The organism is Pseudomonas sp. K2I15 (assembly GCF_002204795.1).
Lineage (GTDB): Bacteria > Pseudomonadota > Gammaproteobacteria > Pseudomonadales > Pseudomonadaceae > Aquipseudomonas.
The window spans coordinates 1-26716 of sequence record NZ_NIXO01000052.1; the positions used below are offsets into that span (position 1 = coordinate 1).

25 protein-coding genes are annotated in these 26716 nt (G+C 60.0%); 14 read left to right on the forward strand and 11 right to left on the reverse strand.

What is annotated here, in order from left to right; genetic code table 11:
* Nucleotides 1-107: 107 nt before the first annotated feature.
* The 3 genes from prpC to CEC48_RS24440 form a co-directional block, all read right to left on the reverse strand.
* On the reverse strand, nucleotides 108-1235 hold the full coding sequence (gene prpC / locus CEC48_RS24430) for a 2-methylcitrate synthase (protein WP_088426074.1): 1128 nt from the start codon (nucleotides 1233-1235) through the stop codon (nucleotides 108-110).
* 174 nt (nucleotides 1236-1409) lie between these two features.
* Nucleotides 1410-2303, reverse strand: coding sequence for a methylisocitrate lyase (gene prpB / locus CEC48_RS24435; RefSeq protein WP_088426075.1), 894 nt, complete (start codon nucleotides 2301-2303; stop codon nucleotides 1410-1412).
* Entirely contained in the window at nucleotides 2300-3013 is a 714-nt protein-coding gene (locus tag CEC48_RS24440; RefSeq protein ID WP_088426076.1) for a GntR family transcriptional regulator, read from the reverse strand. Before CEC48_RS24440 ends, prpB begins: the two co-directional genes overlap by 4 nt.
* A gap of 270 nt (nucleotides 3014-3283) precedes the next feature.
* On the opposite strand from CEC48_RS24440, the gene CEC48_RS24445 reads away from it, so the two are divergent.
* From CEC48_RS24445 to CEC48_RS24470, 6 genes are all read left to right on the forward strand, one after another.
* Nucleotides 3284-3817, forward strand: a complete 534-nt coding sequence (locus tag CEC48_RS24445) for an ATP-dependent zinc protease (protein ID WP_088426077.1) — start codon at nucleotides 3284-3286, stop codon at nucleotides 3815-3817.
* Between the two features lie 5 nt (nucleotides 3818-3822).
* Nucleotides 3823-5355 (forward strand): inactive transglutaminase family protein, encoded by a 1533-nt coding sequence (locus CEC48_RS24450; RefSeq protein ID WP_088426078.1) that lies wholly within the window; start codon nucleotides 3823-3825, stop codon nucleotides 5353-5355.
* A complete protein-coding gene (locus tag CEC48_RS24455) occupies nucleotides 5355-6341 on the forward strand; it encodes an alpha-L-glutamate ligase-like protein (RefSeq protein WP_088426079.1) in 987 nt (328 codons plus the stop codon). Before CEC48_RS24450 ends, CEC48_RS24455 begins: the two co-directional genes overlap by 1 nt.
* An 80-nt stretch (nucleotides 6342-6421) precedes the next feature.
* Complete coding sequence (gene pabB / locus CEC48_RS24460; RefSeq protein WP_088426080.1) at nucleotides 6422-7765, forward strand: aminodeoxychorismate synthase component I; 1344 nt, start codon at nucleotides 6422-6424, stop codon at nucleotides 7763-7765.
* Between the two features lie 227 nt (nucleotides 7766-7992).
* A complete protein-coding gene (locus CEC48_RS24465) occupies nucleotides 7993-8295 on the forward strand; it encodes a type II toxin-antitoxin system HigB family toxin (protein WP_088426081.1) in 303 nt (100 codons plus the stop codon).
* Entirely contained in the window at nucleotides 8295-8651 is a 357-nt protein-coding gene (locus tag CEC48_RS24470) for a type II toxin-antitoxin system HigA family antitoxin (protein WP_088426082.1), read from the forward strand. Before CEC48_RS24465 ends, CEC48_RS24470 begins: the two co-directional genes overlap by 1 nt.
* 116 nt (nucleotides 8652-8767) lie before the next feature.
* On the opposite strand, the gene thrH is transcribed toward CEC48_RS24470, so the two are convergent.
* A complete protein-coding gene (thrH, locus tag CEC48_RS24475) occupies nucleotides 8768-9385 on the reverse strand; it encodes a bifunctional phosphoserine phosphatase/homoserine phosphotransferase ThrH (protein ID WP_088426083.1) in 618 nt (205 codons plus the stop codon).
* 152 nt (nucleotides 9386-9537) lie between these two features.
* Between thrH and CEC48_RS24480 the strand changes: the two genes are divergently transcribed.
* The 3 genes from CEC48_RS24480 (at nucleotide 9538) to CEC48_RS24490 (ending at nucleotide 12896) form a co-directional block, all read left to right on the forward strand.
* The gene (locus CEC48_RS24480) at nucleotides 9538-10272 is read left to right on the forward strand and encodes a phosphoadenylyl-sulfate reductase (protein ID WP_088426084.1); all 735 of its coding nucleotides are present in this window, start codon (nucleotides 9538-9540) and stop codon (nucleotides 10270-10272) included.
* A gap of 352 nt (nucleotides 10273-10624) precedes the next feature.
* Nucleotides 10625-12154, forward strand: a complete 1530-nt coding sequence (locus CEC48_RS24485) for an NCS1 family nucleobase:cation symporter-1 (RefSeq protein ID WP_088426085.1) — start codon at nucleotides 10625-10627, stop codon at nucleotides 12152-12154.
* A gap of 13 nt (nucleotides 12155-12167) precedes the next feature.
* Entirely contained in the window at nucleotides 12168-12896 is a 729-nt protein-coding gene (locus CEC48_RS24490; protein ID WP_088426086.1) for an aspartate/glutamate racemase family protein, read from the forward strand.
* A 113-nt stretch (nucleotides 12897-13009) separates the two neighbouring features.
* Here CEC48_RS24490 and CEC48_RS24495 read toward each other — a convergent pair whose 3' ends face one another.
* Nucleotides 13010-13933 carry a LysR family transcriptional regulator gene (locus tag CEC48_RS24495; protein WP_088426087.1) on the reverse strand — a complete coding sequence of 308 codons (924 nt, stop codon included), beginning with the start codon at nucleotides 13931-13933 and terminating at the stop codon, nucleotides 13010-13012.
* Between the two features lie 114 nt (nucleotides 13934-14047).
* Between CEC48_RS24495 and CEC48_RS24500 the strand changes: the two genes are divergently transcribed.
* On the forward strand, nucleotides 14048-14794 hold the full coding sequence (locus CEC48_RS24500; RefSeq protein ID WP_088426088.1) for a 3-oxoacyl-ACP reductase family protein: 747 nt from the start codon (nucleotides 14048-14050) through the stop codon (nucleotides 14792-14794).
* Nucleotides 14795-14914: 120 nt separating this feature from the next.
* Nucleotides 14915-18385 carry a PAS domain-containing hybrid sensor histidine kinase/response regulator gene (locus CEC48_RS24505; protein ID WP_088426089.1) on the forward strand — a complete coding sequence of 1157 codons (3471 nt, stop codon included), beginning with the start codon at nucleotides 14915-14917 and terminating at the stop codon, nucleotides 18383-18385.
* 1 nt (nucleotide 18386) lies between these two features.
* Here the strand turns inward: CEC48_RS24505 and rmuC are convergent, their stop codons facing one another.
* Both rmuC and CEC48_RS24515 read right to left on the reverse strand, forming a co-directional pair.
* Entirely contained in the window at nucleotides 18387-19751 is a 1365-nt protein-coding gene (gene rmuC, locus CEC48_RS24510; protein ID WP_176438778.1) for a DNA recombination protein RmuC, read from the reverse strand.
* 175 nt (nucleotides 19752-19926) lie between these two features.
* Nucleotides 19927-20250: a hypothetical protein gene (locus tag CEC48_RS24515; protein WP_026078187.1), complete on the reverse strand. Its 324-nt coding sequence runs from the start codon at nucleotides 20248-20250 to the stop codon at nucleotides 19927-19929.
* An 844-nt stretch (nucleotides 20251-21094) separates the two neighbouring features.
* On the opposite strand from CEC48_RS24515, the gene CEC48_RS24525 reads away from it, so the two are divergent.
* From CEC48_RS24525 to CEC48_RS24535, 3 genes are all read left to right on the forward strand, one after another.
* Nucleotides 21095-21319 carry a hypothetical protein gene (locus CEC48_RS24525; protein ID WP_003214941.1) on the forward strand — a complete coding sequence of 75 codons (225 nt, stop codon included), beginning with the start codon at nucleotides 21095-21097 and terminating at the stop codon, nucleotides 21317-21319.
* A gap of 265 nt (nucleotides 21320-21584) precedes the next feature.
* On the forward strand, nucleotides 21585-22067 hold the full coding sequence (locus CEC48_RS24530) for a hypothetical protein (protein WP_088426091.1): 483 nt from the start codon (nucleotides 21585-21587) through the stop codon (nucleotides 22065-22067).
* A gap of 146 nt (nucleotides 22068-22213) precedes the next feature.
* A complete protein-coding gene (locus tag CEC48_RS24535) occupies nucleotides 22214-23509 on the forward strand; it encodes an OmpP1/FadL family transporter (RefSeq protein WP_088426092.1) in 1296 nt (431 codons plus the stop codon).
* A 65-nt stretch (nucleotides 23510-23574) separates the two neighbouring features.
* Here the strand turns inward: CEC48_RS24535 and CEC48_RS24540 are convergent, their stop codons facing one another.
* The 4 genes from CEC48_RS24540 to CEC48_RS24555 form a co-directional block, all read right to left on the reverse strand.
* On the reverse strand, nucleotides 23575-24126 hold the full coding sequence (locus CEC48_RS24540; protein ID WP_088426093.1) for a glutathione peroxidase: 552 nt from the start codon (nucleotides 24124-24126) through the stop codon (nucleotides 23575-23577).
* A 150-nt stretch (nucleotides 24127-24276) separates the two neighbouring features.
* Nucleotides 24277-25476 carry an MFS transporter gene (locus CEC48_RS24545; RefSeq protein WP_176438779.1) on the reverse strand — a complete coding sequence of 400 codons (1200 nt, stop codon included), beginning with the start codon at nucleotides 25474-25476 and terminating at the stop codon, nucleotides 24277-24279.
* Between the two features lie 62 nt (nucleotides 25477-25538).
* Nucleotides 25539-25943 (reverse strand): MarR family winged helix-turn-helix transcriptional regulator, encoded by a 405-nt coding sequence (locus CEC48_RS24550; RefSeq protein ID WP_088426095.1) that lies wholly within the window; start codon nucleotides 25941-25943, stop codon nucleotides 25539-25541.
* A gap of 42 nt (nucleotides 25944-25985) precedes the next feature.
* Nucleotides 25986-26714: an adenosylcobinamide-GDP ribazoletransferase gene (locus CEC48_RS24555; protein WP_088426096.1), complete on the reverse strand. Its 729-nt coding sequence runs from the start codon at nucleotides 26712-26714 to the stop codon at nucleotides 25986-25988.
* Nucleotides 26715-26716 lie beyond the last annotated feature (2 nt).

Genomic DNA, 26716 nt, shown 5'->3' on the forward strand with positions numbered 1-26716 from the left:
GGCGGTGTGACAGTCGCCATGTGTGTTGAATGACACACCGCTTTCGCGAGCAAGCCCGCTCCCACATTTTTGATCCGGTTTCACTCCGGGATCAGCGGTTTCTCCACTCAGCGACGTTCGATTGGCACGAACTTGCGCTGTTCAACGCCGATGTACTCGGCGCTCGGACGGATGATGCGGTTGTTGGCGCGCTGCTCGAACACGTGGGCCGCCCAGCCGGTCAGGCGAGAGCAGACGAAAATCGGTGTGAACAGCTTGGTCGGGATGCCCATGAAGTGGTACGCCGAGGCATGGTAGAAGTCGGCGTTGGGGAACAGTTTCTTCTGCTCCCACATGGTCTTGTCGATGGCTTCGGAAACCGGGAACAACACCGTGTCGCCCACCTCGTCTGCGAGTTTTTTCGACCAGCCCTTGATCACTTCATTACGCGGGTCGCTGTCTTTATAGATCGCGTGGCCAAAGCCCATGATCTTGTCCTTGCGCGCCAGCATGCCGAGGGTGCCTTCCACCGCTTCCTGGGCGGAAGAGAAACGCTCGATCATCTCCATCGCCGCTTCGTTGGCGCCGCCGTGCAGCGGGCCGCGCAAGGAACCGATGGCGGCGGTGACGCAGGAATACAGGTCCGACAGGGTCGACGCACAGACACGCGCGGTGAAGGTCGAGGCGTTGAATTCGTGTTCGGCGTAGAGGATCAGCGACACGTTCATCACCTTGACGTGCAAGTCGCTGGGCTTCTTGTCGTGCAGCAGGTGCAGGAAGTGGCCGCCGATGGATGGCTCGTCGGTCACGCAGTTGATGCGCTGGCCGTCGTGGCTGAAGCGATACCAGTAGCACATGATCGCTGGGAAGGCGGCCAGCAGGCGGTCGGTGACATCGCGCTGCACCGAGAAGTCTTTCTCCGGCTCGATATTGCCCAGGAACGAGCAACCGGTGCGCATCACGTCCATCGGGTGGGCGTCGGCGGGGATACGTTCCAGCACTTCTTTCAGCGCCTGGGGCAGGTCGCGCAGTTTGCCGAGCTTGGCGGTGTAGGCGGCCAGTTCGTCTTTGGTCGGCAGTTCGCCGTAGAGCAGCAGGTAGGCGACTTCTTCAAACTGCGCGTCGGCGGCGAGTTCACGCACGTCGTAGCCACGATAGGTCAAGCCGGCACCGGCCTGGCCCACGGTGGACAGTGCGGTCTGCCCGGCAACCTGGCCACGCAGGCCAGCTCCACTGAGTACTTTTGCTTCGGCCATGGTTCTCTCCAATCTTGTATTTATTAGGGAAGCGTCTCGCTGAAGCTTCACACCACCCCTTGCAGGAGCGAGCTTGCTCGCGAAACACTTCAGGGCGCCGCGTTCATTCAGGCTAAGCGCGTTATCGTTAACGATCTTCGCGAGCAAGCTCGCGCCTACAAGTATCAGGGTGCGTTATTTTTTGGCGGCAAACAGCGCGTCGAGCTTCTGCTCGAAGGTGTGGTAGTCGATGCGATCGTAAAGCTCCATGCGGGTTTGCATGGTGTCGATCACGTTCTGCTGGGTGCCGTCGCGACGGATCGCGGTGTAGACGTTTTCGGCGGCCTTGTTCATGGCGCGGAAGGCCGAGAGCGGGTACAGCACGATGGAAATATCCGCAGATTTCAATTGGTCGACTGTATAGAGAGGCGTCGCACCGAATTCGGTGATGTTGGCCAGGATCGGCGCTTTCACACGGGAGGCGAACAGCTTGTACATCTCAAGCTCCGTGATGGCTTCCGGAAACACCATGTCGGCGCCGGCCTCGATGCAGGCCGCGGCGCGTTCCAGGGCCGATTCCAAGCCTTCCACGGCGAGCGCATCGGTGCGGGCCATGATCACGAAGCTGTCATCGGTGCGCGCGTCCACGGCGGCCTTGATGCGGTCGACCATTTCCTGCTGGGACACGATCTCTTTGTTCGGGCGATGGCCGCAGCGCTTGGCGCCCACCTGGTCTTCGATATGGATCGCCGCCGCGCCGAACTTGATCATCGACTTGACGGTGCGCGCGACGTTGAACGCCGAGGAACCAAAACCGGTGTCCACGTCCACCAGCAGCGGCAGGTCGCACACGTCGGTGATGCGGCGCACGTCGGTCAGCACGTCATCCAGGCCGGTAATCCCCAGGTCCGGCACGCCGAGGGAGCCGGCAGCCACCCCGCCCCCCGACAGGTAGATCGCCTTGAAACCGGCGCGCTTGGCCAGCAGCGCGTGGTTGGCATTGATCGCGCCGACCACCTGCAACGGCTGTTCACTGGCAACCGCGTCACGGAAACGCTGGCCGGGAGTAGTGTTGTTCTTGGAACTCATGACTCACCTCGTGATTGGGGAGCGCCGTCCGGGAAGTGACGGGCAATGTTGCGTTTGGAGGCGCCGATATGACGGCGCATCAACAACTCGGCCAGTTCACCGTCGCGATCGGCAATCGCGTCAAGAATGCGGTGATGCTCGGCAAAGGCCTGGCGTGGACGATTGGGGGTGGCGGAGAACTGGATGCGGTACATGCGCACCAACTGATACAGCTCGCCGCACAACATTTGGGTCAGGGTGCGGTTACCGGCGCCTTGAATTATTCGGTAATGAAAATCGAAGTCGCCTTCTTGCTGGTAGTAGCCGACACCGGCCTGGAAGGCCGCATCGCGCTCGTGGGTGTGCAACACCTGGCGCAACTCCTCGATCTCAGCGTCGGTCATGCGCTCGGCGGCCAGGCGGCAGGCCATGCCTTCCAGGGATTCGCGGATTTCGTAGAGTTCGATCAGCTCTTCATGGCTCAAGGACACCACTCGCGCGCCCACATGGGGGATGCGCACCAGCAGGCGCTGGCCTTCCAGGCGGTGGATCGCCTCGCGCAACGGGCCACGGCTGATGCCATAGGTGCGCGCCAGCTCCGGCTCGGAGATCTTGCTGCCCGGGGCGATCTCGCCCTTGACGATGGCGGCCTGGATGCGCCGGAAGACGTTCTCGGACATGGTCTGGGAATCGTCTTGGGCTATCACTGGGGTTTCCAGTTGATCCAGCATATTGTCGACACCTTTAAAAGCAATGCCGCAAAAACTAGCCAATCAGCTCCAGATAGTCAAAGAATAAATACACATTGTCGACAATCGTCTAATAACCAGCCTTGCACCCTATCGGGGCATGGCCGGCTGCCAGCGCTGGCGTCAGAAAACCTTCATGTTAGAATGCCGGCCACTTTTGCCTGCCATCCATGGATGAAAAGGCGCACCAGAGATTGCGCAGCAATGCCAGTCGCCTTGAATTGAACATCGCACGGCGCCGCGTCAGGATTTATGAGACTCAAGCCCTTCCCCCTTTTGCTTCTACTGTTGATACCGGGCCTTGGCGTTGCAGCCGAGAAGACCGTGTATGGGCTCAATGAATACGCCAAGTTGGCCGGCATTGACCTGGAAGTGGCTGCCAAACTCGACACCGGGGCCAAAACCGCGTCCTTAAGCGCCCGCGACATCAAGCGCTTCAAGCGTAACGGCGAGTCCTGGGTGCGCTTTTATCTCGCCATCGACACCGCCCATTCCCACCCCATCGAGCGTCCCCTGGCCCGCGTGAGCAAGATCAAGCGTCGCGCCGGTGACTACGACCCCGATGAAGACAAGAACTACACCGCCCGTCCAGTGATTGCCCTGGACATCTGTATGGGCACGGCTTTACGCAGTATCGAAGTGAACTTGACTGACCGCAGCGCCTTCCAATACCCGCTGCTGATCGGCTCCGAAGCGCTGAAACGCTTTGATGCGCTGGTCGACCCCAGTCTTAAATACGCGGCGGGCAAACCTGCCTGCGCCACCGACGCTCATACCGCTGAGTAATTTGAATGCGCTCTCTTAATCTGCACCTGAAAATCCTGATCGCCGTTTTGGTGGTCCTGGGCATTTCGGTCACCGCCTATCAGATTTTCGTGCTGGGGATTCCCGTCACCGAGGACGCCACCGACGACCTGTGGAACATCGACGCCAAGGTCGAGTTCGTCGCCAACGCGAAGGACCCGGTGAAAATCCAGATGTTCGTGCCGCCCCTGAGCCGCGACTTTGTCAGCCTGAATGAAAGCTTTATCTCGAATAACTACGGCGTGAGCGTCAACCGCCTCGACGGCAACCGCAAGGTCACCTGGTCGGCACGCCGCGCCAAGGGCAACCAGACCCTCTACTACCGCCTGGTGCTGACCAAGCGTTACAGCGGTGAAAAGGTCAAGGTCAAGGGCCCGACCTTCCGCGACAGCATCGCCGTCGATGGCCCGGAAAAACTCGCCGCCGAAGCCCTGTTGGCACCGATCCGCCAGCACTCGGCCGACGTCGAGACCTTTATCAGCGAAGCCATAAAGCGCACCAACAACCTCAACGACGACAACGTGAAGCTGCTGCTGGCGGGCGACCCGTCGACGCCGCACAAGGCCAAGATCGTCGAGTTGCTGCTGTCGATCGCCCACGTGCCGGTGGAAAAGGTCCACACCATCCGCCTGGTGGCCGACCAGCCGCAAACCCCGGAACTCTGGCTGCGCAGCTTCAACGGCAATGACTGGCTGTACTTCAACCCCGACACCGGCGAACAAGGCCTGCCGACCGACCGCCTGCTGTGGTGGACCGGCGATGAAAACCTGATCACCGTCGATGGCGGCAAAAAGGCCATGGTGACCTTCAGCCTCAACAACAGCGAAATGAACGCGATTCGCCTGGCCAAGCTGACGGACGAAAACACCGACGCCAACTTCCTCGAATACTCGCTGTACGGCCTGCCGCTGCAAACCCAGCAGACCTTCATGATCATGGTGATGATCCCGATTGGCGTACTGGTGATCCTGATCCTGCGCAACCTGATCGGCCTGCAAACCCTCGGCACCTTTACGCCGGTGCTGATTGCCCTGGCGTTCCGAGAGACGCAGTTGGGCTTCGGGATTGTGCTGTTCACCATTATTACGGCGCTGGGGTTGTCGCTGCGGTCTTACCTGGAACACTTGAAGCTGCAGATGCTGCCGAGACTGTCGGTGGTGCTGACCTTCGTGGTGGTGCTGATCGCCGCCATCAGCCTGTTCAGCCACAAGCTGGGCCTGGAGCGCGGGCTGTCGGTGGCGCTGTTCCCGATGGTGATTCTGACCATGACCATCGAACGCCTGTCGATCACCTGGGAAGAGCGCGGTGGCGGCCATGCGATGAAAGTTGCAATCGGTACGCTGTTCGCCGCCTCCCTGGCCCACATCATCATGAGCGTGCCGGAGTTGATCTACTTCGTGTTCACCTTCCCGGCGATCCTGTTGATCCTGGTGGGTTTCATGCTGGCCATGGGTCGTTATCGCGGCTACCGCCTCACCGAACTGGTGCGTTTCAAGGCCTTCCTCAAGGCTGACTCGTAATGTTCGGCTTCTGGAAGACCTGGAAGGCCCTGGAAGCGCGAGGGATCATGGGCATCAACCGGCGAAATGCCGACTACGTGCTCAAGTACAACAAGCGCAGCCTGTACCCGATCGTCGATGACAAGATCATCACCAAGGAACGGGCGATGGCGGCCGGTATCCATGTGCCGGAGATGTACGGGATCATTTCCACCGAGAAGGAAATCGACAAGCTCGACGAGATTATCGGCGGGCGCAGCGACTTCGTGATCAAGCCGGCCCAGGGCGCTGGCGGCGACGGCATCCTGGTGATCGCCGACCGCTTTGAAGGGCGCTACCGCACGGTCTCCGGCAAGATCATCAGCCATGAAGAGATCGAGCATCAGATTTCCAGCATCCTCACTGGCCTGTATTCCCTCGGCGGCCACCGTGACCGGGCGCTGATCGAATACCGGGTGGTGCCCGACCAGATCTTCAAAAGCATCAGCTACGAAGGTGTGCCGGACATCCGCATCATTGTGCTGATGGGCTACCCGGTAATGGCCATGCTGCGCTTGCCGACCCGGCAGTCCGGCGGCAAGGCCAACTTGCACCAGGGCGCGATTGGCGTCGGCGTCGACCTGGCCACCGGCCTGACCCTGCGCGGCACCTGGCTGAACAACATCATCACCAAACACCCCGACACCACCAACGCAGTAGACGGCGTGCAACTGCCCAACTGGGACGGTTTCATGAAGCTCGCCGCTGGTTGTTACGAGCTGTGCGGCCTGGGTTACATCGGCGTGGACATGGTGCTGGACCAGGAGAAAGGCCCGCTGATCCTGGAGCTTAATGCCCGCCCGGGGCTGAATATCCAGATCGCCAACGACTGCGGCCTGACCTTGCGCACCCATGCGGTGGAGGCTCGGCTGGAAGAGCTGAAAGCAGCCGGCGTGACGGAAACCCCGCAAGAGCGGGTGAAGTTTGTGCAGGAGATGTTTGGGCATATTCCTGCGGTTGAAGTCTGATACCTCTGCCCATCCCCTCTAGGAGCAAATCCTACAGGGGACTACAATCCCTTCCCCGCGTACCGATGGCTCCGCCCCGCATGTCGACCTGTTCCGTACACCCGCTGCCCTACCGGGCCAACCCTGCCGAGTATTTTGCAGCGATTCGCCATGCGCCCGGCGCCGTGCTGCTGGACAGCGGCCGACCGGCCGCCGAGCGTGGCCGGTATGACCTGCTGAGCGCGTGGCCCGAGACGACACTGACGGTGTGGCCCGACGAAAGCGGCAGCGATTTCCTGCAACGGCTGCGGGAAAACCTGACGTTGTTGGGAGACGCCACGATTCCCGCGCCTTACGAACTGCCGTTTGCCGGTGGCCTGATGGGCTATCTGAGCTACGACTTCGGTCGCCATCTTGAGCAACTGCCACACCTTGCGGTGGATGACCTGCACCTGCCGGACGCGCGCTTTGGTTTGTACGCCTGGGCCTTGATCAGCGATCACCAGGCACAGACCAGCCAACTGGTGTTCCACCCCAAACTGCTGGACAGCGAGCAGCAACGCCTGATCAGCCTGTTCAGTCAGCCGGCCATCAGCGCATCGGCAACCTTCAAGCTGCAAGGCACGATGGCCCCGGACATTACAGCCGAAACCTACGAACACGCCCTCGCCCGCATCCAGGATTACATCCAGGCCGGCGACTGCTACCAGGTCAACTTCGCCCAACGCTTCCGCGCCCCGTGCAGCGGCGATCCGTGGGTAGCCTACTGCGCCTTGCGCGAAGCTTGCCCGACGCCGTTTTCCGGGTTCCAGAGCCTGCCGGGCGAAGGTGCGGTGTTGAGTTTGTCGCCGGAGCGCTTCGTCAAAATCAGCCAGCGCCAGGTGGAAACCCGCCCGATCAAGGGCACCCGGCCACGGGGTGCAACGCCTGCGGAAGATGCCGCGAACGCCGCCGAACTGCTGGACAGCCCCAAGGATCGTGCCGAGAACCTGATGATCGTCGACCTGCTGCGCAATGACCTGGGTCGCACCTGCCGCACGGGTTCGGTGAAGGTGCCGGAGTTGTTCAGCCTCGAAAGTTATCCGAATGTGCATCACCTGGTGAGCAGCGTCACTGGCGAGTTGGCTGACGACAAGGACGCCCTCGACCTGATCGCCGGCAGCTTCCCCGGCGGCTCGATCACCGGTGCCCCGAAGATACGCGCCATGCAGATCATCGACGAGCTGGAGCCAACCCGACGCGGGCTGTATTGCGGCTCGTTGTTGTACCTGGACGTGCGCGGCGAGATGGACAGCTCCATCGCCATTCGCAGCTTGCTGGTCAAGGATGGGCAGGTGTGTTGCTGGGGCGGCGGCGGGATTGTGGCGGATTCGCAGTGGCAGGCGGAGTACCAGGAGTCGCTGACCAAGGTGCGGGTGTTGTTACAAACGTTGGAAAGCCTGTAGCGCACAACCCCTTCTGGCTCTCGGACGGGGAGCCAAGCAGCAGAAAAAACCTGAATCAGTACCGAAGTAGACGCAGTTGAAGGCGCAGGATAGCGTCCGGCTTCGACCGTCCACCAGCCGTCTGTGAAGGATCACATGAAACGACTGCCTACTCGTCAGAAAAGATTTCCGAGATTGCATCTCACCTCAAGCACACCTATCATCTCCCAAACTGGGAGGTTTCAGCGATGCGGATAATCGCTCTATCTACCTTACGAATATTCTGGGAAAGCCATCCCGGCTGTATGGATGCCAAAACGCCGCTGGTCGAGTTGTATCGCCATATGGAAAAAGCCATTTACCCAACGCCACAGGCCCTCAAGGCAGAGCTAAGAACCGCGAGCATTCTCAAAGGCGGCAGGGTTGTGTTCAACATAGGCGGCAACAAGTATCGAGTGATCATGGCGATCAATTATCAGCGACAGCTTGCCTTCATACGTTTCGTGGGGACCCATGCGCAGTACGATCAGATCAATGCGGAGACCGTGTGATGAACATCAAACCTATTCATTCCCAGGAAGAACTGGCCGCTGCGCTCGCGCGCGTCGAACAGATATGGGAAGCGCAAATCGGTTCGCCAGAGGGTGACGAGCTGGAAGTTCTCGCAATACTTATCGAAAAGTACGAAGCAGAGCACTATCCAATGCCGCCTTCGGACCCCATAGAAGCGATTAAATTTCGAATGGAGCAGTTAGGCATGACCGCCCGTGACCTGGAACCTTTTATAGGTCCGAGCGGGCGGGTTTCTGAAGTGCTGAATCATAAGCGTAAGCTGAGCTTGTCGATGATCAAACGCCTGCATGAAGGCTTGCGCATTCCTTATGAGAGTTTGCTTGCAGGGGTTTAGGCTGTGCAGTGGCCACACCGGCCCAATCGCGGGCAAGCCCGGCTCCCACATGGACGCGCGGTCAACATGTGGGAGCTGGCTTGCCTGCGATGAGGCAATCAGCCCCGCTAAATAACTTACAGGCTCAACGGCCGATTCGACGCCTTGATGAACTCTTTCTTCAGATCCTCAAACGTATGCACCGCCGGGAACTGCGGGAACTCGCGAATCACGTTCTCCGGCGCATGGAACAGAATCCCGCGGTCTGCTTCACCCAGCATGGTGGTGTCGTTGTAGGAATCTCCGGCTGCAATCACCCGGTAGTACAGGGTCTTGAAGGCCAACACCGACTGACGCTTGGGATCTTTCTGACGCAGCTGGTAGCTCACCACCCGGTCGTTCTCGTCGGTGATCAGCCGATGGCACAGCAGCGTCGGGAAGCCCAGTTGGCGCATCAGCGGCTGGGAGAACTCATAGAACGTGTCCGACAGAATCACCACCTGGAAACGCTCGCGCAGCCAGTTGACAAACTCGATGGCGCCGTCCAAAGGCTTGAGGGTGGCGATCACTGCCTGGATATCCGACAGCTTCAGCCCGTGCTCATCCAGAATGCGCAGGCGCTGTTTCATCAGCACGTCGTAGTCGGGAATGTCCCGGGTGGTGGCCCGCAAGGACTCAATACCGGTTTTTTCGGCGAAGGCGATCCATATTTCCGGGACCAGCACCCCTTCCAGGTCGAGACAGGCAATTTCCACAAGACACTCCCATTTGAAGTTATTGAGTTGAGCGAGCAAAAGGACTGCCGAACTCTAGCGATTCACGCTGGCCGCCGCAACGCAGGCGGGATTTTGTTACCATCGCCCCCCTATAGAGCGCTAAGCGCCATTGACCTGTAGGAACCGTCCTGATGAACCAAGCCTTCGACGTCGCTGAACTCGCTGCGACTTACGCCAACAAATCCGCCCAGGACATTCTCAAGCTGGCTTTCAGCCAGTTTGGCGACGACCTGTGGATCTCTTTCAGCGGCGCCGAGGACGTGGTGCTGGTAGACATGGCCTGGAAGCTGAACAAGAACGTCAAGGTGTTCAGCCTCGACACCGGCCGCCTGCACCCGGAAACCTACCGGTTTATCGAGCAGGTACGTGAGTTCTATAAGATCGACATCGAGCTGATCTCGCCGGACCAGAGCAAGCTGGAACCCTTCGTCAAGGAAAAGGGCCTGTTCAGTTTCTACAAGGACGGCCATGGCGAATGCTGTGGCGTGCGCAAGATCGAGCCGCTGCGCCGCAAGCTTTCCGGCGTGAGCGCCTGGGCCACCGGCCAGCGCCGCGACCAGAGCCCCGGCACCCGCAGCCAGGTGGCCGCGCTGGAAATCGACACCGCCTTCTCCACCCCGGAACGCACCCTGTACAAGTTCAACCCCCTGGCGCAGATGACCAGTGAGGAAGTCTGGGGTTACATCCGTATGCTGGAGCTGCCGTACAACAGCCTGCATGAGCGCGGTTTTATCAGCATTGGCTGTGAGCCATGCACCCGTGCGGTGTTGCCGAACCAGCACGAACGCGAAGGCCGTTGGTGGTGGGAAGAAGCAACCCAAAAGGAATGCGGGCTGCACGCCGGGAACATCATCAGCAAGGCGTAACACCAGGGCCTAAAACCTGTACACAGAAATGTCACCATCGGTGCCATTTTTGTGTGCACTTATCAAATCCTGCACCGAAAAGTTACATCCTCTCTCGCTGCACCTCTTCTTCAATCCTCTCCCATCTCTGCGCTACAAAATAAATAGCTGTTCAAACGGTCAATTTATATCGCTTTAAATTCAGCCGGTTATTTCCAATCACTCTAAAAACAAAATCCTCAGCCGATTTCCCCGGCGAAAATCTGGCACGCATGTGGCTTAAGGCAAAACACACTTTGTATACAATCAATAAAAAATATACATACACTTTGACGTCAGCCGCTCTCCTGCTGATGTCCAGGAGCCTGCCGGAATGCGTACAAGTCTCCCCAATAACATCGCACTGGATCTGCCCTCCTCCCCCCTGCCCCCCGAGGCCGCGAGTCCCGGCCCGTTGGTACTCAGCCCACGCCTGCACAACAAGGACCTGGCGCCCACCAAGGCCGAAGGCCGACGTTGGGGCCGCTATAGCATCTTTGCCTTGTGGACCAACGATGTGCACAACATCGCCAACTATTCCTTCGCCATCGGCTTGTATGCATTAGGCCTTGGCGGCTGGCAGATTCTGCTGTCCCTGGGGATCGGCGCGGCGCTGGTGTACTTCTTCATGAACCTGTCGGGCTATATGGGGCAGAAGACCGGCGTACCGTTTCCGGTGATCAGCCGCATCAGTTTCGGCATCCACGGCGCACAAATTCCGGCGCTGATTCGCGCGGTGATCGCGATCGCCTGGTTCGGGATTCAGACCTACCTCGCCTCGGTGGTTTTCCGCGTGCTGTTGAGCGCGGTTCATCCAGGTTTTGCCGACTACGACCACAACTCGATCCTCGGCTTGTCGACCCTCGGCTGGGCGTGTTTTGTGGCGATCTGGTTGGTGCAGCTCGCCATCCTCGCCTACGGCATGGAGATGGTGCGCCGCTATGAAGCTTTCGCCGGGCCGGTGATTTTGCTCACGGTGGCGTCCCTGGCCGGTTGGATGTATTTCCAGGCCGACGGCCATATCGCCTGGTCGATCCGCGAGCCACTGACCGGTGGTGAGATGTGGCGCAATATCTTTGCCGGCGGCGCACTGTGGCTGGCGATCTACGGCACGCTGATCCTGAATTTCTGCGACTTCGCCCGCTCCTCGCCATGCCGCAAAACCATCAAGGTCGGCAACTTCTGGGGCCTGCCGGTGAATATTCTGGTGTTCGCCGCCATCACGGTGCTGCTGTGCGGCGGGCAGTTCCACCTCAATGGCCGGGTGATCGAAAGCCCCACGGAAATCATCGCGGCAATTCCCAATACGTTCTTCCTGGTGTTGGGCTGCCTGGCGTTCCTGATCGTGACCGTGGCGGTGAACATCATGGCCAACTTCGTCGCACCGGCTTTTGTGTTGAGCAACCTGGCGCCCAAGTACCTGAACTTCCGCCGCGCCGGGCTGATCAGCGCCACCGTGGCGGTGCTGATCCTGCCGTGGAACCTCTACAACAGCCCGCTGGTGATCGTGTATTTCCTCTCGGGGCTGGGCGCTTTGTTGGGGCCGTTGTACGGGGTGATCATGGTCGACTACTGGTTGATCCGCAAAAGCCAGGTGGATGTGCTGCAGCTGTATAGCGAAGACCCGAAGGGTGTTTATTACTACAGCCGTGGCGTCAATTTGCGCGCCGTAGCGGCCTTTATTCCTGCGGCGGTGATCGCCATTCTCCTCGCCCTGCTGCCCGGTTTCGCCCATGTCTCGCCGTTCTCCTGGCTGATTGGCGCCGGTATTGCAGGGCTGCTGTACCTGCTGTTCGCCAAGCGCCAGCCGTATTACGCCGACGTGAGCGGCGAAAGCATTGCAGTCGATAACGTCAGTCATTAAGTAAGGACATTCCATGCGCATCCTTGTGGTCAACGTCAACACCACCGAATCCATCACCGAGGCCATCGCCAAACAGGCGCGGGCGGTGGCCTCCCCAGGCACCGAGATTGTCGGGCTGACCCCGTTTTTTGGTGCCGAATCGGTGGAAGGCAATTTTGAAAGCTACTTGGCGGCCATCGCGGTGATGGACCGGGTAATGGCCTACGACCAGCCGTTCGACGCGGTAATCCAGGCCGGTTACGGCGAGCATGGCCGCGAAGGCTTGCAGGAGTTGCTCAACGTACCGGTGGTGGACATCACCGAAGCGGCGGCCAGCACCGCGATGTTCCTCGGGCATGCCTACTCGGTGGTGACCACCCTGGACCGCACCGTGCCGCTGATCGAAGACCGGCTGAAGCTGGCCGGTTTGTATCAGCGCTGCGCGTCGGTGCGGGCCAGCGGCATGGCGGTGCTGGAACTGGAAGAAGACCCGCTGCGGGCCATGGAGGCCATCGTGCGCCAGGCCGAACTGGCGATCAGCGAAGACAAGGCCGAAGTGATCTGCCTGGGCTGCGGCGGCATGGCCGGGCTGGATGAACAGATTCGCTACCGCACGGGTGTGCCGGTGGTGGACGGTGTGACCGCAGCGGTGACGATTGCCGAGGGATTGGTGCGGCTGGGGCTGTCGACCTCGAAGATCCGCACGTATGCGACGCCGAGGCCGAAGAAGGTGATTGGCTGGCCCGGAAAGTTCGGACACTGAAGATCCGAAATGTGGCGCTTGCTCGCGAAGGCGGTGTGACAGTCACCAGATGTATCGACTGATCCACCGCCTTCGCGAGCAAGCCCGCTCCCACATTTTGATCCCCGCAAGGATCAAATAGCACTGAACCGCTGCCCCAGCTCGCGCTCGACAAACTGCTCCAGGATGAAATCCACAAACGCCCGGGTCTTGCCGGGCAGCAGTTTGTGTTCGGCGTAGTACAGCGAGATGTTGCCGTCGTCGACGTACCAGTCGGGCAGCACTCGCACCAGTTGGCCGCTGTCGAGGAACGGCACCGCCATCGGCATGCTGACCAGCGCAATCCCCAGGCCTTGGGCGCTGGCGCAGCAGGCGGCGCCGGAGTCGCTCATGGTCATGCGCGGTTTGAGCACCAGCGGGCGCTGTTCGCGGCTGCGGTGGGTCAGTTGCCAGGAACGCACGCGCCCGGTTTGCGGAGAGCGGATCAGGATGCCGTTGCACAGCGACAAGTCTTCGGGCGCGAGCACCGGCTTGCGTTTGGCCAGATACTCCGGTGAGGCCAGCAGGATCCGGTGCGCCGGTGCCAGCTTGCGCGCGACCACGCCTTGGGGCAGCTCAAAACCACCGCCAATCGCGGCATCGAAGCCTTGGCCGATCAGGTCCACCTGACGGTTATCGAAATGCCAGTCGGGATTGATGTCGGGAAAACGCTTTAGAAACTCCCCAAGCAACGGCACCACGTAGCGGGTACCGAACACGGTGCCCATGCTCACTTTCAGCGTGCCTACGGGCCGCCCTTCGGCGCTGGCCAGATTCGCCACGGCGTTTTGAATGACCGTGAGGCTGGCGCTGACTTCTTCCAGGAACAGCTTGCCGGCTTCGGTCAGGGTCAGCCGACGAGTGCTACGCTGGAAAAGCCTTACACCGAGCCGCGCCTCCAACTTGGCCACGCTCTTGCCCACGGCCGCCGGGGTCAGGCTCAGGTGCCGGGCGGCTTCGGCAAAACTGCCACCTTCGGCGCTGCGCACGAAGCATTCGATACTGCCAAAGCTTTCCATATCGCCTCATTCTAAACTTTTGGTTTACACAGACTATAGCAATCACGGTCTACCGGGGGCGCCGAGGGAGGTCGATACTCGACCCCAACCTCAACACACCTTTTGGAGAACGACATGACCACACAGAACCTCAGCGGCAAAGTCGCCTTGATCCAGGGCGGTTCCCGCGGTATCGGCGCCGCCATCGTCAAGCGCCTGGCCGCACAGGGCGCAGCTGTTGCCTTTACCTACGTCAGCTCGGCCGCCAAGGCTGAAGAATTGCAGAACAGCGTGATCAGCGAAGGCGGCAAAGCCCTGGCGATTCATGCCGACAGCGCCGACGCAGACGCCATCCGCAGCGCCGTCAACGCCACCGTCAAGGCATTCGGGCGCCTGGATATCCTGGTCAACAACGCAGGCGTCTTGGCCGTCGGCCCGCTGGAAGATTTCAAGCTGGAAGACTTCGACCGCACCCTCGCCATCAACGTACGCAGCGTGTTTGTGGCCACCCAGGAAGCCGCCCGGCACATGGGCGAAGGCGGCCGCATCATCAACATCGGCAGCACCAACGCCGAACGCATGCCGTTTGCCGGTGGCGGCCCGTACGCCATGAGTAAATCGGCGCTGGTAGGCCTGACCAAAGGCCTGGCGCGCGACCTGGGGCCACGTGGCATCACCATCAATAACGTGCAGCCAGGCCCGGTGGACACCGACATGAACCCGGCAAACGGTGATTTCGCCGAGAGCCTGATCGGCTTCATGGCCGTGGGCCGTTATGGCCACGTGGAAGAGATCGCCAGTTTCGTGGCTTACCTGGTGGGCCCTGAAGCCGGCTATATCACTGGCGCCAGCCTGACCATCGACGGTGGCTTCAGCGCCTAAGCGTGCGCTGCGACAACACACCGCGCTCCGACCTTGGTCGACACTGACTAACGTCAAGCATCATGCGAGACTGTTCGCCCGGGCCGGGAATGCCCGGGCGTTCTTATGTCTGGAGTTCTCATGACGCTGTCCAGCGGGCTGATCGCCGCCGTTGCCCTGGCCTATATGGCCATTATGTTTGCCATCGCCTTTTACGGTGACCGTCGCCATGCGCCGTTGCCACCGCGGATGCGTGCCTGGGTGTATAGCCTGTCGCTGGCGGTGTACTGCACCAGCTGGACCTTCTTTGGCGCCGTAGGTCAGGCGGCCGAACAGTTGTGGGCGTTTTTACCGATCTACCTGGGACCAGTGCTGCTGTTGGTGCTGGCGCCGTGGGTGCTGCAGAAGATGGTGCTGATCAGCAAGCAGGAAAACATCACCTCCATCGCCGACTTTATCGCCGCCCGTTATGGCAAATCCCAATCGCTCGCGGTGGTGGTGGCGCTGATCTGCCTGGTGGGCGTGCTGCCTTATATAGCCTTGCAGCTCAAAGGCATCGTGCTGGGGGTGAACCTGCTGATCGGTGCCAGCGCCGACACCACCGGCACCCGCTCCCAGGACACGGCACTGATCGTGTCGCTGGTACTGGCGCTGTTCACCATTGTGTTTGGTACGCGCAACCTGGATGCCACGGAACACCACCGGGGCATGGTGCTGGCGATTGCCTTTGAATCCTTGGTCAAGCTGTTCGCGTTTCTCGCCGTCGGTGCGTTTGTGACCTACGGCCTGTACGACGGTTTCGACGATTTGTTCAGCCAGGCAATGCTCGCTCCCCGGCTGGAGGAATACTGGAAAGAGACCGTCAACTGGCCTTCGATGGTGGTACAGACCGGCGTCGCGATGATGGCGATCATCTGCCTGCCCAGGCAGTTTCACGTGACGGTGGTGGAGAACATCGACCCGCAGGACCTGCGCCTGGCCAAGTGGGTGTTCCCGGCGTACTTGATCCTCGCCGCACTGTTCGTGATCCCGATTGCCCTCGGCGGGAAGATGCTGCTACCGGGTTCGGTATTGCCGGATTCCTACGTGATCAGCCTGCCGCTGGCCGAAGCCCATCCGGCCCTCGCCGTGCTGGCGTTTATCGGTGGCGCTTCGGCGGCCACGGGCATGGTGATCGTCGCGAGCATCGCGCTGTCGACCATGGTCTCCAACGACATGCTGCTGCCCTGGCTGCTGCGCCGTTCCAGTGCCGAGCGGCCGTTTGAGGTGTTTCGTCACTGGATGTTGTCGGTGCGCCGGGTGAGCATTGTCATCATCCTGCTGCTGGCTTACGTCAGCTACCGGCTGCTGGGTTCCTCTGCGAGCCTTGCAACCATTGGCCAAATTGCCTTTGCTGCCGTGACCCAGCTGGCACCGGCGATGCTCGGCGCGTTGTATTGGAAACAGGCCAACCGACGCGGGGTATTTGCCGGGTTGGCGGCGGGGACGTTCCTGTGGTTCTACACCTTGGTCCTACCGGTCACCGCGAAAAGTCTCGGTTGGTCATTCAGCCTTTTCCCCGGCATGACGTGGCTGCATTCGCACCCGTTGGGCTTGTCCGTCACGTCTCTGACGATGGGCACCGTATTTTCCCTGGCGGGTAACTTCACGCTGTTCGTGTGGGTCTCGATGTTGTCGCGTACACGGGTGTCGGAGCATTGGCAGGCCGGGCGTTTTATCGGCCAGGAGACCAGCCCACGGGCCAGCGCCCGCTCGATGCTCTCGGTGCAGATCAACGATTTGCTCAGCCTGGCGGCGCGGTTTGTCGGCGAAGAACGGGCCCACCAGAGTTTTGTGCGCTTCGCCTATCGCCAGGGCAAAGGCTTTAATCCTAACCAGAACGCCGACAACGATTGGATCGCCCACACCGAACGCCTGCTGGCCGGTGTGCTGGGTGCATCGTCGACCCGGGCGGTGGTGAAAGCCGCCATCGAAGGCCGGGAAATGCAGCTGGAGGATGTAGTACGTATCGCCGATGAAGCGTCGGAAGTACTGCAGTTCAACCGGGCATTGCTGCAAGGCGCTATCGAAAACATCACCCAGGGCATCAGCGTGGTGGACCAGTCCCTGCGGCTGGTGGCGTGGAACCGGCGGTACCTGGAGCTGTTCAATTACCCCGAAGGCTTGATCAGCGTGGGCCGGCCGATTGCCGACATCATTCGCTACAACGCCGAGCGCGGGCTGTGCGGCCCGGGCGAGGCCGAAGTGCACGTGGCGCGCCGCCTGCACTGGATGCGCCAGGGCCGCGCGCATACGTCTGAGCGGCTGTTTCCCAATGGCCGGGTGATCGAGCTGATCGGCAACCCGATGCCGGGCGGCGGGTTTGTCATGAGCTTCACCGACATCACCGCGTTCCGCGAAGCCGAGCAGGCGCTGACCGAGGCCAACGAGGGCCTGGAACAACGCGTGACCGAGCGCACTCATGAACTGTCGCAACTCAATGTCGCCCTGACCGATGCCAAAGGCGTTGCCGAGACGGCCAGCCAGTCGAAAACCCGGTTCCTCGCGGCGGTCAGCCACGACTTGATGCAACCTTTGAATGCGGCGCGGCTGTTCTCCGCCGCCCTCTCCCACCAGAACGAAGGCATGTCGCCGGATGCCCGGCAACTGGTGCAGCACCTGGACAGTTCGCTGCGTTCGGCGGAAGACTTGATCAGCGACCTGCTGGATATTTCGCGACTGGAAAACGGCAAGATCAATCCGCAGCGCCAGCCCTTCGTGCTCAACGAACTGTTTGATACGTTGGGCGCCGAGTTCAAGGCGCTGGCCCAGGAGCAGGGTTTGCGCTTCCGGCTGCGGGGCAGTCGTTTGCGGGTCGACAGCGACATCAAGTTGCTGCGGCGGGTGTTGCAGAATTTTCTCACCAATGCGTTCCGGTATGCCGACGGACCGGTGCTGCTGGGTGTCAGGCGTCGCCGCGGTGAGCTGTGCCTTGAGGTGTGGGACCGTGGTCCCGGCATTCCCAAGGACAAGCAGAAAGTCATCTTCGAGGAATTCAAACGTCTGGACAGTCACCAGACCCGTGCGGAAAAAGGCCTGGGCTTGGGCCTGGCGATTGCCGACGGCTTGTGCCGTGTGCTCGGACATCGCTTGAGCGTGCGTTCATGGCCGGGCATGGGCAGCGTCTTCAGCGTAAGCGTGCCGTTGGCGCGCACTCAGGTCAGCGCACCCGCCAAGCCAGTACTGGAAAACGGCCAACCGTTGAGTGGCGCGCAGGTGCTGTGTGTGGATAACGAAGAAAGCATCCTGATCGGCATGCGCAGTTTGCTGACGCGCTGGGGTTGTGAGGTCTGGACCGCTCGCGACCAGGCGCAATGTGCCGCGCTGCTGGCTGAAGGTGTGCGGCCGCAGTTGGCCCTAGTGGATTACCACCTCGACCACGGCGAAACCGGCACCGAGTTGATGGGCTGGCTGCGGGCGCAACTGGCGGAGCCGATTCCGGGCGTGGTGATCAGTGCCGACGGTCGGCCAGAGATGGTGGCTCAGGTGCATGCGGCGGGGTTGGATTACCTGGCCAAGCCGGTGAAGCCGGCGGCATTGCGGGCCTTGTTGAGCCGGCACCTGCCGCTTTGATTCAGTCAGGCAACTGCGCCACGCCGTCTTCATCGGTCATCGCCCGTTCCAGCAGGTCGGCCGGCAGGCTTTTGCTGGCGCGAGCGCCGAGCAGCTTCAATTGTTCGGTACGGCTGACCAGGTTTCCGCGTCCATCTGTCAGCTTATTGCGCGCTGCACTGTAAGCCTTATCCAACTGTTGCAGACGGTTGCCCACCTCATCCAGGTCCTGGATAAACAGTACGAACTTGTCGTAGAGCCAACCGGCGCGCTCGGCGATTTCCCGGGCGTTCTGGCTTTGCCGTTCCTGCTTCCACAGGCTGTCGATTACCCGCAAGGTAGCCAGTAGCGTGGTCGGGCTGACGATCACGATATTGCGGTCGAAGGCTTCCTGGAACAGGTTCGGCTCGGCTTGAAGGGCCGCCGAAAATGCAGCTTCGATGGGCACGAACAGCAATACAAAATCCAGGCTGTGCAGGCCTTCCAGACGTTTGTAATCCTTACCGGCCAGGCCTTTGACGTGGTTACGCAAAGACAGCACGTGCGCCTTCAGGGCGGCTTGGCCGATCGCTTGGTCATCCTCGCAAACATACTGTTGATAGGCGGTCAGGCTGACCTTGGAATCCACCACCACCTGCTTGTCACCCGGCAACATGATCAACACGTCGGGCTGGAAACGCTCGCCGTCCGGGCCCTTGAGGTTGACCTGGGTCTGGTACTCGCGACCCTTCTCCAAACCTGCGTGTTCCAGCACCCGCTCCAGAATCAATTCGCCCCAGTTGCCTTGGGTTTTCTGGCCCTTGAGGGCGCGCGTCAGGTTGGTGGCTTCGTCGGACAGGCGCAGGTTCAGCTGTTGCAGGCGCTCCAGTTCCTTGGCCAGGGAAAACCGCTCACGGGCTTCGCTCTGGTAGCTTTCTTCGACACGCTTTTCGAACGACTGTATGCGTTCCTTGAGCGGGTCGAGCAGCTGGCCGAGGCGCTGCTGGCTGGTTTCGGCGAAACGCTGCTCGCGCTCGTCGAAGATCTTCCCGGCCAGTTCTGCGAACTGCGCTCGCAGTTCGTCGCGGGAGCCTTGCAGGTCACTGAGGCGTTGCTGATGGCTTTCCTGCTGCTCGCGCAGTTCGGCGCGCAAGGACGCAGACAAGGCATCCAGGCGGCGCAGTTCGGTTTCTTTGGCAGAACGGTCGAGGTTCCAGGCGTGGGCGGCGTCGCGGGCGTTGTCGCGGTCGATCTGCAGCAGCTCGACTTCGCGGCGCACGGCAGCCAGGTCGGCTTGCTTGACGGCGTTGGCTTGGCTCAGGTCGCTGATTTCGTCACGGCTGGCGTCTAACTGTGCGGCGAGTCCTTCCTGGGCCAGTTGCGCGGTGGCCAGGCGCTCCTCTAACAATTCCCAGCCGGCCAGCCGCGCAGTCAGTTTTCGCTGAATCTGCCAGCACAGGCCCAATAGCGGCAATCCAGCACCGGCGAGACCCAGCACAACACTGGTCCAGTCAAAAGCCATAGCGATTCCTGCCGTCACCCGAAAAGAAGAAGGTTAACCAAGCCTGCGCATTGAGGACAGCTCAGTCTTCGATCTGGCCCAGTTCCCGCTGGGCGATGCGGTCGCCGGCGCGGGCGGCCTGGCGCAGCAGGTCGTGGCCGATGCGGCGGTCGCGGGCGTTGCCGCACTCGCGGCACATCAACTGGCCCAGGCGGCTTTGCGCCACCACCACACCCGCGCGCGCCGGTTGCTTGAGCAAATGCCCGGCGAAATGCTTGACGTTGGGGCTGTGGCCCAGGCGCGGGCTATCGAGCAACCACAAGGCAACTTTCAGGGAAAAACGCTTGGGTGCGGTAACAACCTGAGGGCTGTCGGTAACAGAAGGTGATACTGAGCGAAACTTCATAAAGCACTGTGGGACAGAACGGAAGGCGCGCCACTCTACTCTTTTTTTCGTACAGGTAAAGCTGAAAAAACCCTGCACGCCCGTTCTAGAGCAAGCGCTTGGGACAATCCACAGAAGCTGTGGATAACTCAGTGGACAACCGTTCTGTAACTCCCGCAAAGGCCCATGGAACGGGGGCCGCAGTCAAACTGACGATTTTTTCACCAATAAAAAAAAGCTCGATTTTTCATTGACTTAAATTTTAGTTACAGGCACCCGGGAGCCTTGCAGGGCGTATGTCAGTGCGGTTACACAGGGCGCAACCAATGTGCACAACTGCTCCTCTTGCGGTTATATCAACCGTGCTTTTTGGCAGATCGGCCTCCTGGGAATGTTACCGCCGCGCCGGGGCCTGAAAGTTTTTTGACTAGCACACTTCCTTTCCACGTTTCAATCCGTTACTATCCGCAGCGTTAGTACCAAGCTGAAAGTCAATTCTGGTCGAACAACTCCCTCACGGCACCGCCGACAAAAAGGGATCGACCACCTCGAAGGTTTCCAGGTATCACTTGCGACGACACTGCCTTTGAAGAAGCAAAGGGTGTCGCGAAGTTTCCATACTCTGACCGAACCAACCTGCAAATTGATCAGGATCTTCACCCTGGGCCCAGAACCTTTGCCCCTGTTGTGTTGCCTGCCCTCCTAAGTACCTACCTGCCAGCCCAAGCGCGCCAACTTATTAGCGCTTCAAACTGGCTGCTTTGTTCCAGTCGGGTTCTTCGTTCGATCAATGGTGATCAACGTCACTGGAACGTTTTAACGTTGCACGGTTCTTAACCGTGTCATTTGTAGGAACACCAATAATATGTCCACTCAAATCCACACTCAGGATGCCATTCGCACCCTCACCAACGCTTTTGCACCAATGAACTGCCTGATCATGGCCGCTCGCAAAGGCTGCTTCAGCTTTACCCTGGTCAACGAACACGGCATCGCTCGTCACAGCGAACGCCTGTACCCCGATCAATACTCCAGCGCAGAACCGCTGCAGGCCGTGATCGATCGTACTCGCCAGGCACTGGTTGCCTGATCGACCCGGATCGCTGAAACACAAAAACCCCGGTTAAAACCCGGGGTTTTTTATTGCCTGAAATTCAGGCGCGCTAAGTTTAAATTGATATAAACGATATAACTAAATGATGAAAATATTTTAAAAACAGTCCTTTACGTCGTAAATATGACACTACACTTCAACTCAAGCGGCATGATCCGCTTCCGGCGCGCCTGAGATCCGATTCACTGCTGCCAAGCCCCCTCTCAGGTATCGCCGACCAATTTCATGGATTGAGGCTTTTATGGGCATCGCCGCCAGCGAATTGTGTCGTTATGTGATCCGGCCCACCCTGCTGTATCTGGGCCGCCATAACCCGACTGCTGAATCCCTGCTGCTGGGCATTGCCGCCAGCCAGTCGGCACTCGGTTCAGCCTTGCACGACCGCCGCGGCCATGGCCTGTATAGCATCACCGAACCGCGCCACCGTGCACTGTGGGATGACTACCTGGCGCTGGACCCCGAGCGCGCCAGCCTGGTTCGCGGCCTCGCCAGCCAGCATGCCTTCCTCAGCGGGCCGCAGCTTGAGTTGACCGTCAACCTGCGTTACGCCACCGCTATTGCCTGGCTGTTAGTGGAACAACATCGTCCTTCCTTGCCACCGGCCGACGATGTATTGGCGATGGCGCGTATCTGGAAAGAAATATTTCACCCGCAGGGCCGGCTCCGGGATTTCACCCAAGCCTGGCAAACCTGTGTTTCACCCATGAATCATGTCGCTTGTTGACCGGGCGATTTGCAAGATTCGGCTAAAAACGTTGATTTTGGTCGGATTGTCCTACAAAACCGCTCTATCTCCTATGTTTCAGCCTATAGCGCAAACATAAAATTATTGTTACTTTCCGCAGCGGTGATCACCACGGAGTTCTAATAATGAAAAAAGTAATGCTCAAGACGACACTTAGCCTCGCCGTTGCAATGGCATCCTCCCACGTGTTCGCGAGCGGCTTTGCCCTCAACGAACAAGACGTTGCCGGGATGGGTACCGGTTTTGCGGGACGTTCCTCATCTGCCGATAACGCAAGCACCGTTTATGGTAACCCTGCCGGTATGGCTCGCCTTGAAGGCCAGCAGATCACGGGTGGTGTTGCCGCTATCGATGCTACGTCCAATATCAAAGACACGGGCGGGCGCTCCAGCGGTTCCAACAAAGGCGACATGGTCCCTTTCACCGCGGTGCCTTTCGGTTTCTACACCAACAAACTTAACGATCAATGGGCTGTGGGCTTCGGTGTTTATGCACCGTTCGGCCTGAAGACCGACTACGAGCGTGGCTTCCAAGGCCGTGCTTTTGGCAGCAAGAGCGAAGTGGCTGTGATGACCTTCCAGCCGACGGTCAGCTACGCGTTCAATGACCGGGTCTCGATCGGTTTTGGTCCGACCATCAACCGCATCAGCGGCACCCTGGAATCGCAAACAAGCCTTTCGGGCCTGCCAGGCGTAACAGGTAGCGGTGACGCCAAAGTCAAGGTTAAAGGTGATGACACCGCCCTTGGTTTCAACGCCGGCATCCTGGTGCAAGCCACCGACACCACCCGCGTGGGCCTGACCTATCACTCGAAAGTGAAGTACAAGCTCGAAGGCCACACCGATGTAACGCCAAGCGCCGGTATTCCAACTGCCTACCTGGGCGCCGGACGTTACGATGCATCGCTGAAGGTTGACACTCCTGAATCCTGGGACCTGTCGGTCACTCAAGACATGAATGACGCCTGGAAGCTGTATGCCGGTGCGACCTGGACTCGCTGGAGCCGCCTGAAAGACATCACCGTCAATAACGAAGGCGTGACCACCGCCGGTGGCGGACTTGCACCGCGGATCGTCGGCACCATTACCGAGCCGCAGAACTGGCACGACACCTGGGCCTACGCCCTGGGTACTTCGTACCAAGTTACCAAGCAGGTGGTACTGCGCACCGGCCTGACCTTCGACCAGTCGCCAACCAACAACACTGATCGTTCGCCACGTATCCCTACCGGCGACCGGACCATCTTCAGTGTGGGCCTGGGCTATGCCGTGATGGATAACATGACCGTCGACCTGGCTTATTCCTACCTCAAGGAAGAGCCCGTCAAGGTTAATAAAACGAACGCGCTGGGCTCGTCCTACCTGGCGAAGTACGAAAACAGCGCCAACGGTTTCGGCCTGGGTGTGACGTACAAGTTCTGATGTAAAGCGACATAAAAAAGCCCCGCTCTCTTGCAAAAGAGGCGGGGCTTTTTAGTGGGCTTTGATCAGGGCTTTGAAGCCAGCGCCTCTTCCACCGCCTTGATCAAATCCGGGCTATCCGGCTTGGTCAGGCTGGAAAAATTGGCGATCACCTTGCCCTGGCGGTCCACCACGTACTTGTAGAAATTCCACTTCGGCGCGCTGCTCTGCTGCGCCAGGATCTTGAACAGATGCACCGCGTCCGGGCCCTTGACCTTTTGTGGCTCGGTCATGGTGAAGGTCACGCCGTAATTCACGTAACACACCTTGGCGGTTTCTTCACCGGTCTTGGCTTCCTGCTTGAAGTCATCGGATGGCACGCCGATCACTTCCAGCCCCTGGCCCTTGTAGCGCTGGTACAAGGCTTCAAGCCCTTTGAACTGCGGCGCGAACCCGCAGAAGCTGGCGGTATTGACGATCACCAGCGGCTTGCCGGCAAAGCGCTGGCACAGGTCGATGGACTCTTTGGCGCGCAGCTTGGGCAGTTGGCCTTCAAGCAACGGCGGGCAATCGGCGGCCATGGCGACACCGCCAAAAGCCACCATCAGAGCGGGTACTGCAAGCCAACGCATCTGCATGTCAGGTGTCCTTGAAAAGTCTCAGACACAGAACTTAACAGATCGCCATGCCCAACTGCATCAATGCCAGGCCGCCCTGTTGCCAGCCCCACCACGCCAGAAGCAGCAAGACGGCTGCGCCTGCTGCGCCGAGCCAATGCCAGGTCGAATTCATGCCACCCCCATTTGCGCCTGCAAACGTGCCACCGGGCGCTCGCGCACCGGCCAGTTCAAGGCCGCTGCCACCAGGCTCAGGACGATTGCCACCTGCCAGATCAGATCGTAACTGCCGGTTCGATCATAGACCACCCCGCCCAGCCAGCCACCGAGGAACGAACCCAGTTGGTGGAACAGGAACACGATCCCACCGAGCATGGAAAGGTTTCTGACACCAAACAAGGTCGCGACTGTGCCGTTGGTCAGCGGCACCGTGGACAGCCACAAAAAGCCCATCGCCATGCCAAATAGATAGGCGCTGGTTTGCGTCACCGGCGCCCACAGGAAGATCACAATCACCACCGCCCGCAACAGGTACAAACCGGTCAACAAACGTGGCTTGGACATGCGCCCGCCAAGCCACCCGGCGGTATAGGTGCCGAAGATATTAAACAAGCCGATCAATGCCAGCACCGTGGTGCCCACCGAGGCTGGCAAATGCTGGTCCACCAGGTACGACGGCAAGTGCACGCCGATAAACACCACCTGGAAACCGCAGACAAAAAAGCCGAACGCCAGCAGCCAGAAGCCGGAGTGGGAACAGGCCTCCTTCAGTGCTTCACGCAAGGTTTGCTGGCCTGCCATGACCGGCAACGGCCGGTCCTTGAGCATAGCGACCAGCGGCAAGATCAGCGCCACCATCAAGCCCAACGCCAGCAGTGCAGCCGACCAGCCCAGCCAACTGATCAGGCCCAAGGTGCCCGGGACCATGGCGAACTGGCCGAAAGACCCGGCGGCACTGGCGATGCCCATGGCCATGCTGCGCTTTTCCGGCGGCACAGCCCGCCCGACTACACCGAGAATCACCGAGAACGAGGTGCCGGACAAGCCAATCCCGATCAACAAGCCCGCACTCAGCGACAACGACCACGCGGAATCAGACATGCCCATCAACACCAGGCCGGCGGCGTACAGCACCCCGCCGACCAGTACCGCTTTGGTCGCCCCAAAGCGGTCGGCAAGGGCGCCAGTAAACGGCTGCGCCAGGCCCCAGATCAGGTTTTGCAGGGCAATGGCAAAGGCAAAGGTTTCACGGCCCCAGCCGAACTCGGCACTCATGGGCGCCAGGAACAGGCCAAAACCGTGCCGCACGCCCAAGGACAACGCGAGGATCAGCGCACTCCCCACAAGAATCCAGCCGCTGGTGCGCCACATCGAGGTCATTTGTTATTCTCCGCTTACGGGTATATACCCGCTTATCATCGAACAAGCTCGCATCAAGCGAGTTCATCCAGCAAGGCCAACAGGGTTTCGCGCTTTTCGGCGCCCAACTTATCAATCAATTTCTGCTGCGCCGCTTCCCAGGCCGGCAATGCCGCGGCAAGCCGTTCGTGACCCGTCTCGGTCAGCAACACCAGGCGGTTGCGCAGGTCATCACCCTCGACCAGTTGCACCAGGCCTTCGCCCTCCAGTACCCGCAGGTTGCGCCCCAGCGTGCTGCGATCCAGGCCCATGGCATCGGCCAGGCTGGAAATGCTCGGTTGATCGAGGCGCTGCAAATTACACAGCAAAGAATACTGGGCAACGTTGATCCCGAAGCCGTCGAGAGCGCCGTCGTAATGCCTGCTGACGCCACGAGCGGCGCGACGCAGGTTTGTGCATAAACATTGGGAGGCAAGCATGGAGCGTGTATATACCCGGGATTAATGAAATGCAAGAAACTGTTACAGCGCCAGACCGATCAACACTGCTACTTCGAGTAGCTCCAGCAGCGCGCCGGCGGTGTCGCCGGTAGTGCCACCGAGGCGATTGACCATCAATTGGCGCAAGCCGATAAAGCACAGGGCCGCCAGCAACACGGCAATACCGCCGCTGAAACCGCCGATCAAGATACACGCCAAACCGCTGAGAATCAGCACCTGTTGGCCGACGATACGTGGCAAATGATCCGCCAGTGCCTGCCCCAACCCACCGGCGCGTACATACCGCGTGGTGAGAAACAGCGCCAGCATCGACGCGCGGCCAATCAACGGTGCCAGGATCAGCGCGGCGCCGTTGTGTTGCTCGATCAGTGCCACCAACGCGGTGAACTTGAGCAGCAGCACCAGGCCCAGGGTGACCACCGCGATAGGCCCGCTGCGTGGGTCTTTCATGATGGTCAGGGTGCGCTCGCGGTCGCCGAAGCCACCCAGCCAGGCGTCGGCGCTGTCGGCCAGGCCGTCCAGGTGCAGGCCGCCGCTGAGCAACACCCACGCGGTCAACAACAACGCTGCGTGCAGCAACAAAGGCGCGCCCATCAACACCGCGTTCAGGCCCCACAACAGCAGCCCGAACAGCAGCCCCACCAGCGGATAAAACAGCAACGACCGCCCCATTTCCTGTGGCTGCGGCATACCCGGCAAGCGAATCGGCAGGCTGCTGAGAAACTGCAAGGCGATCCAGAACGGCAACATGC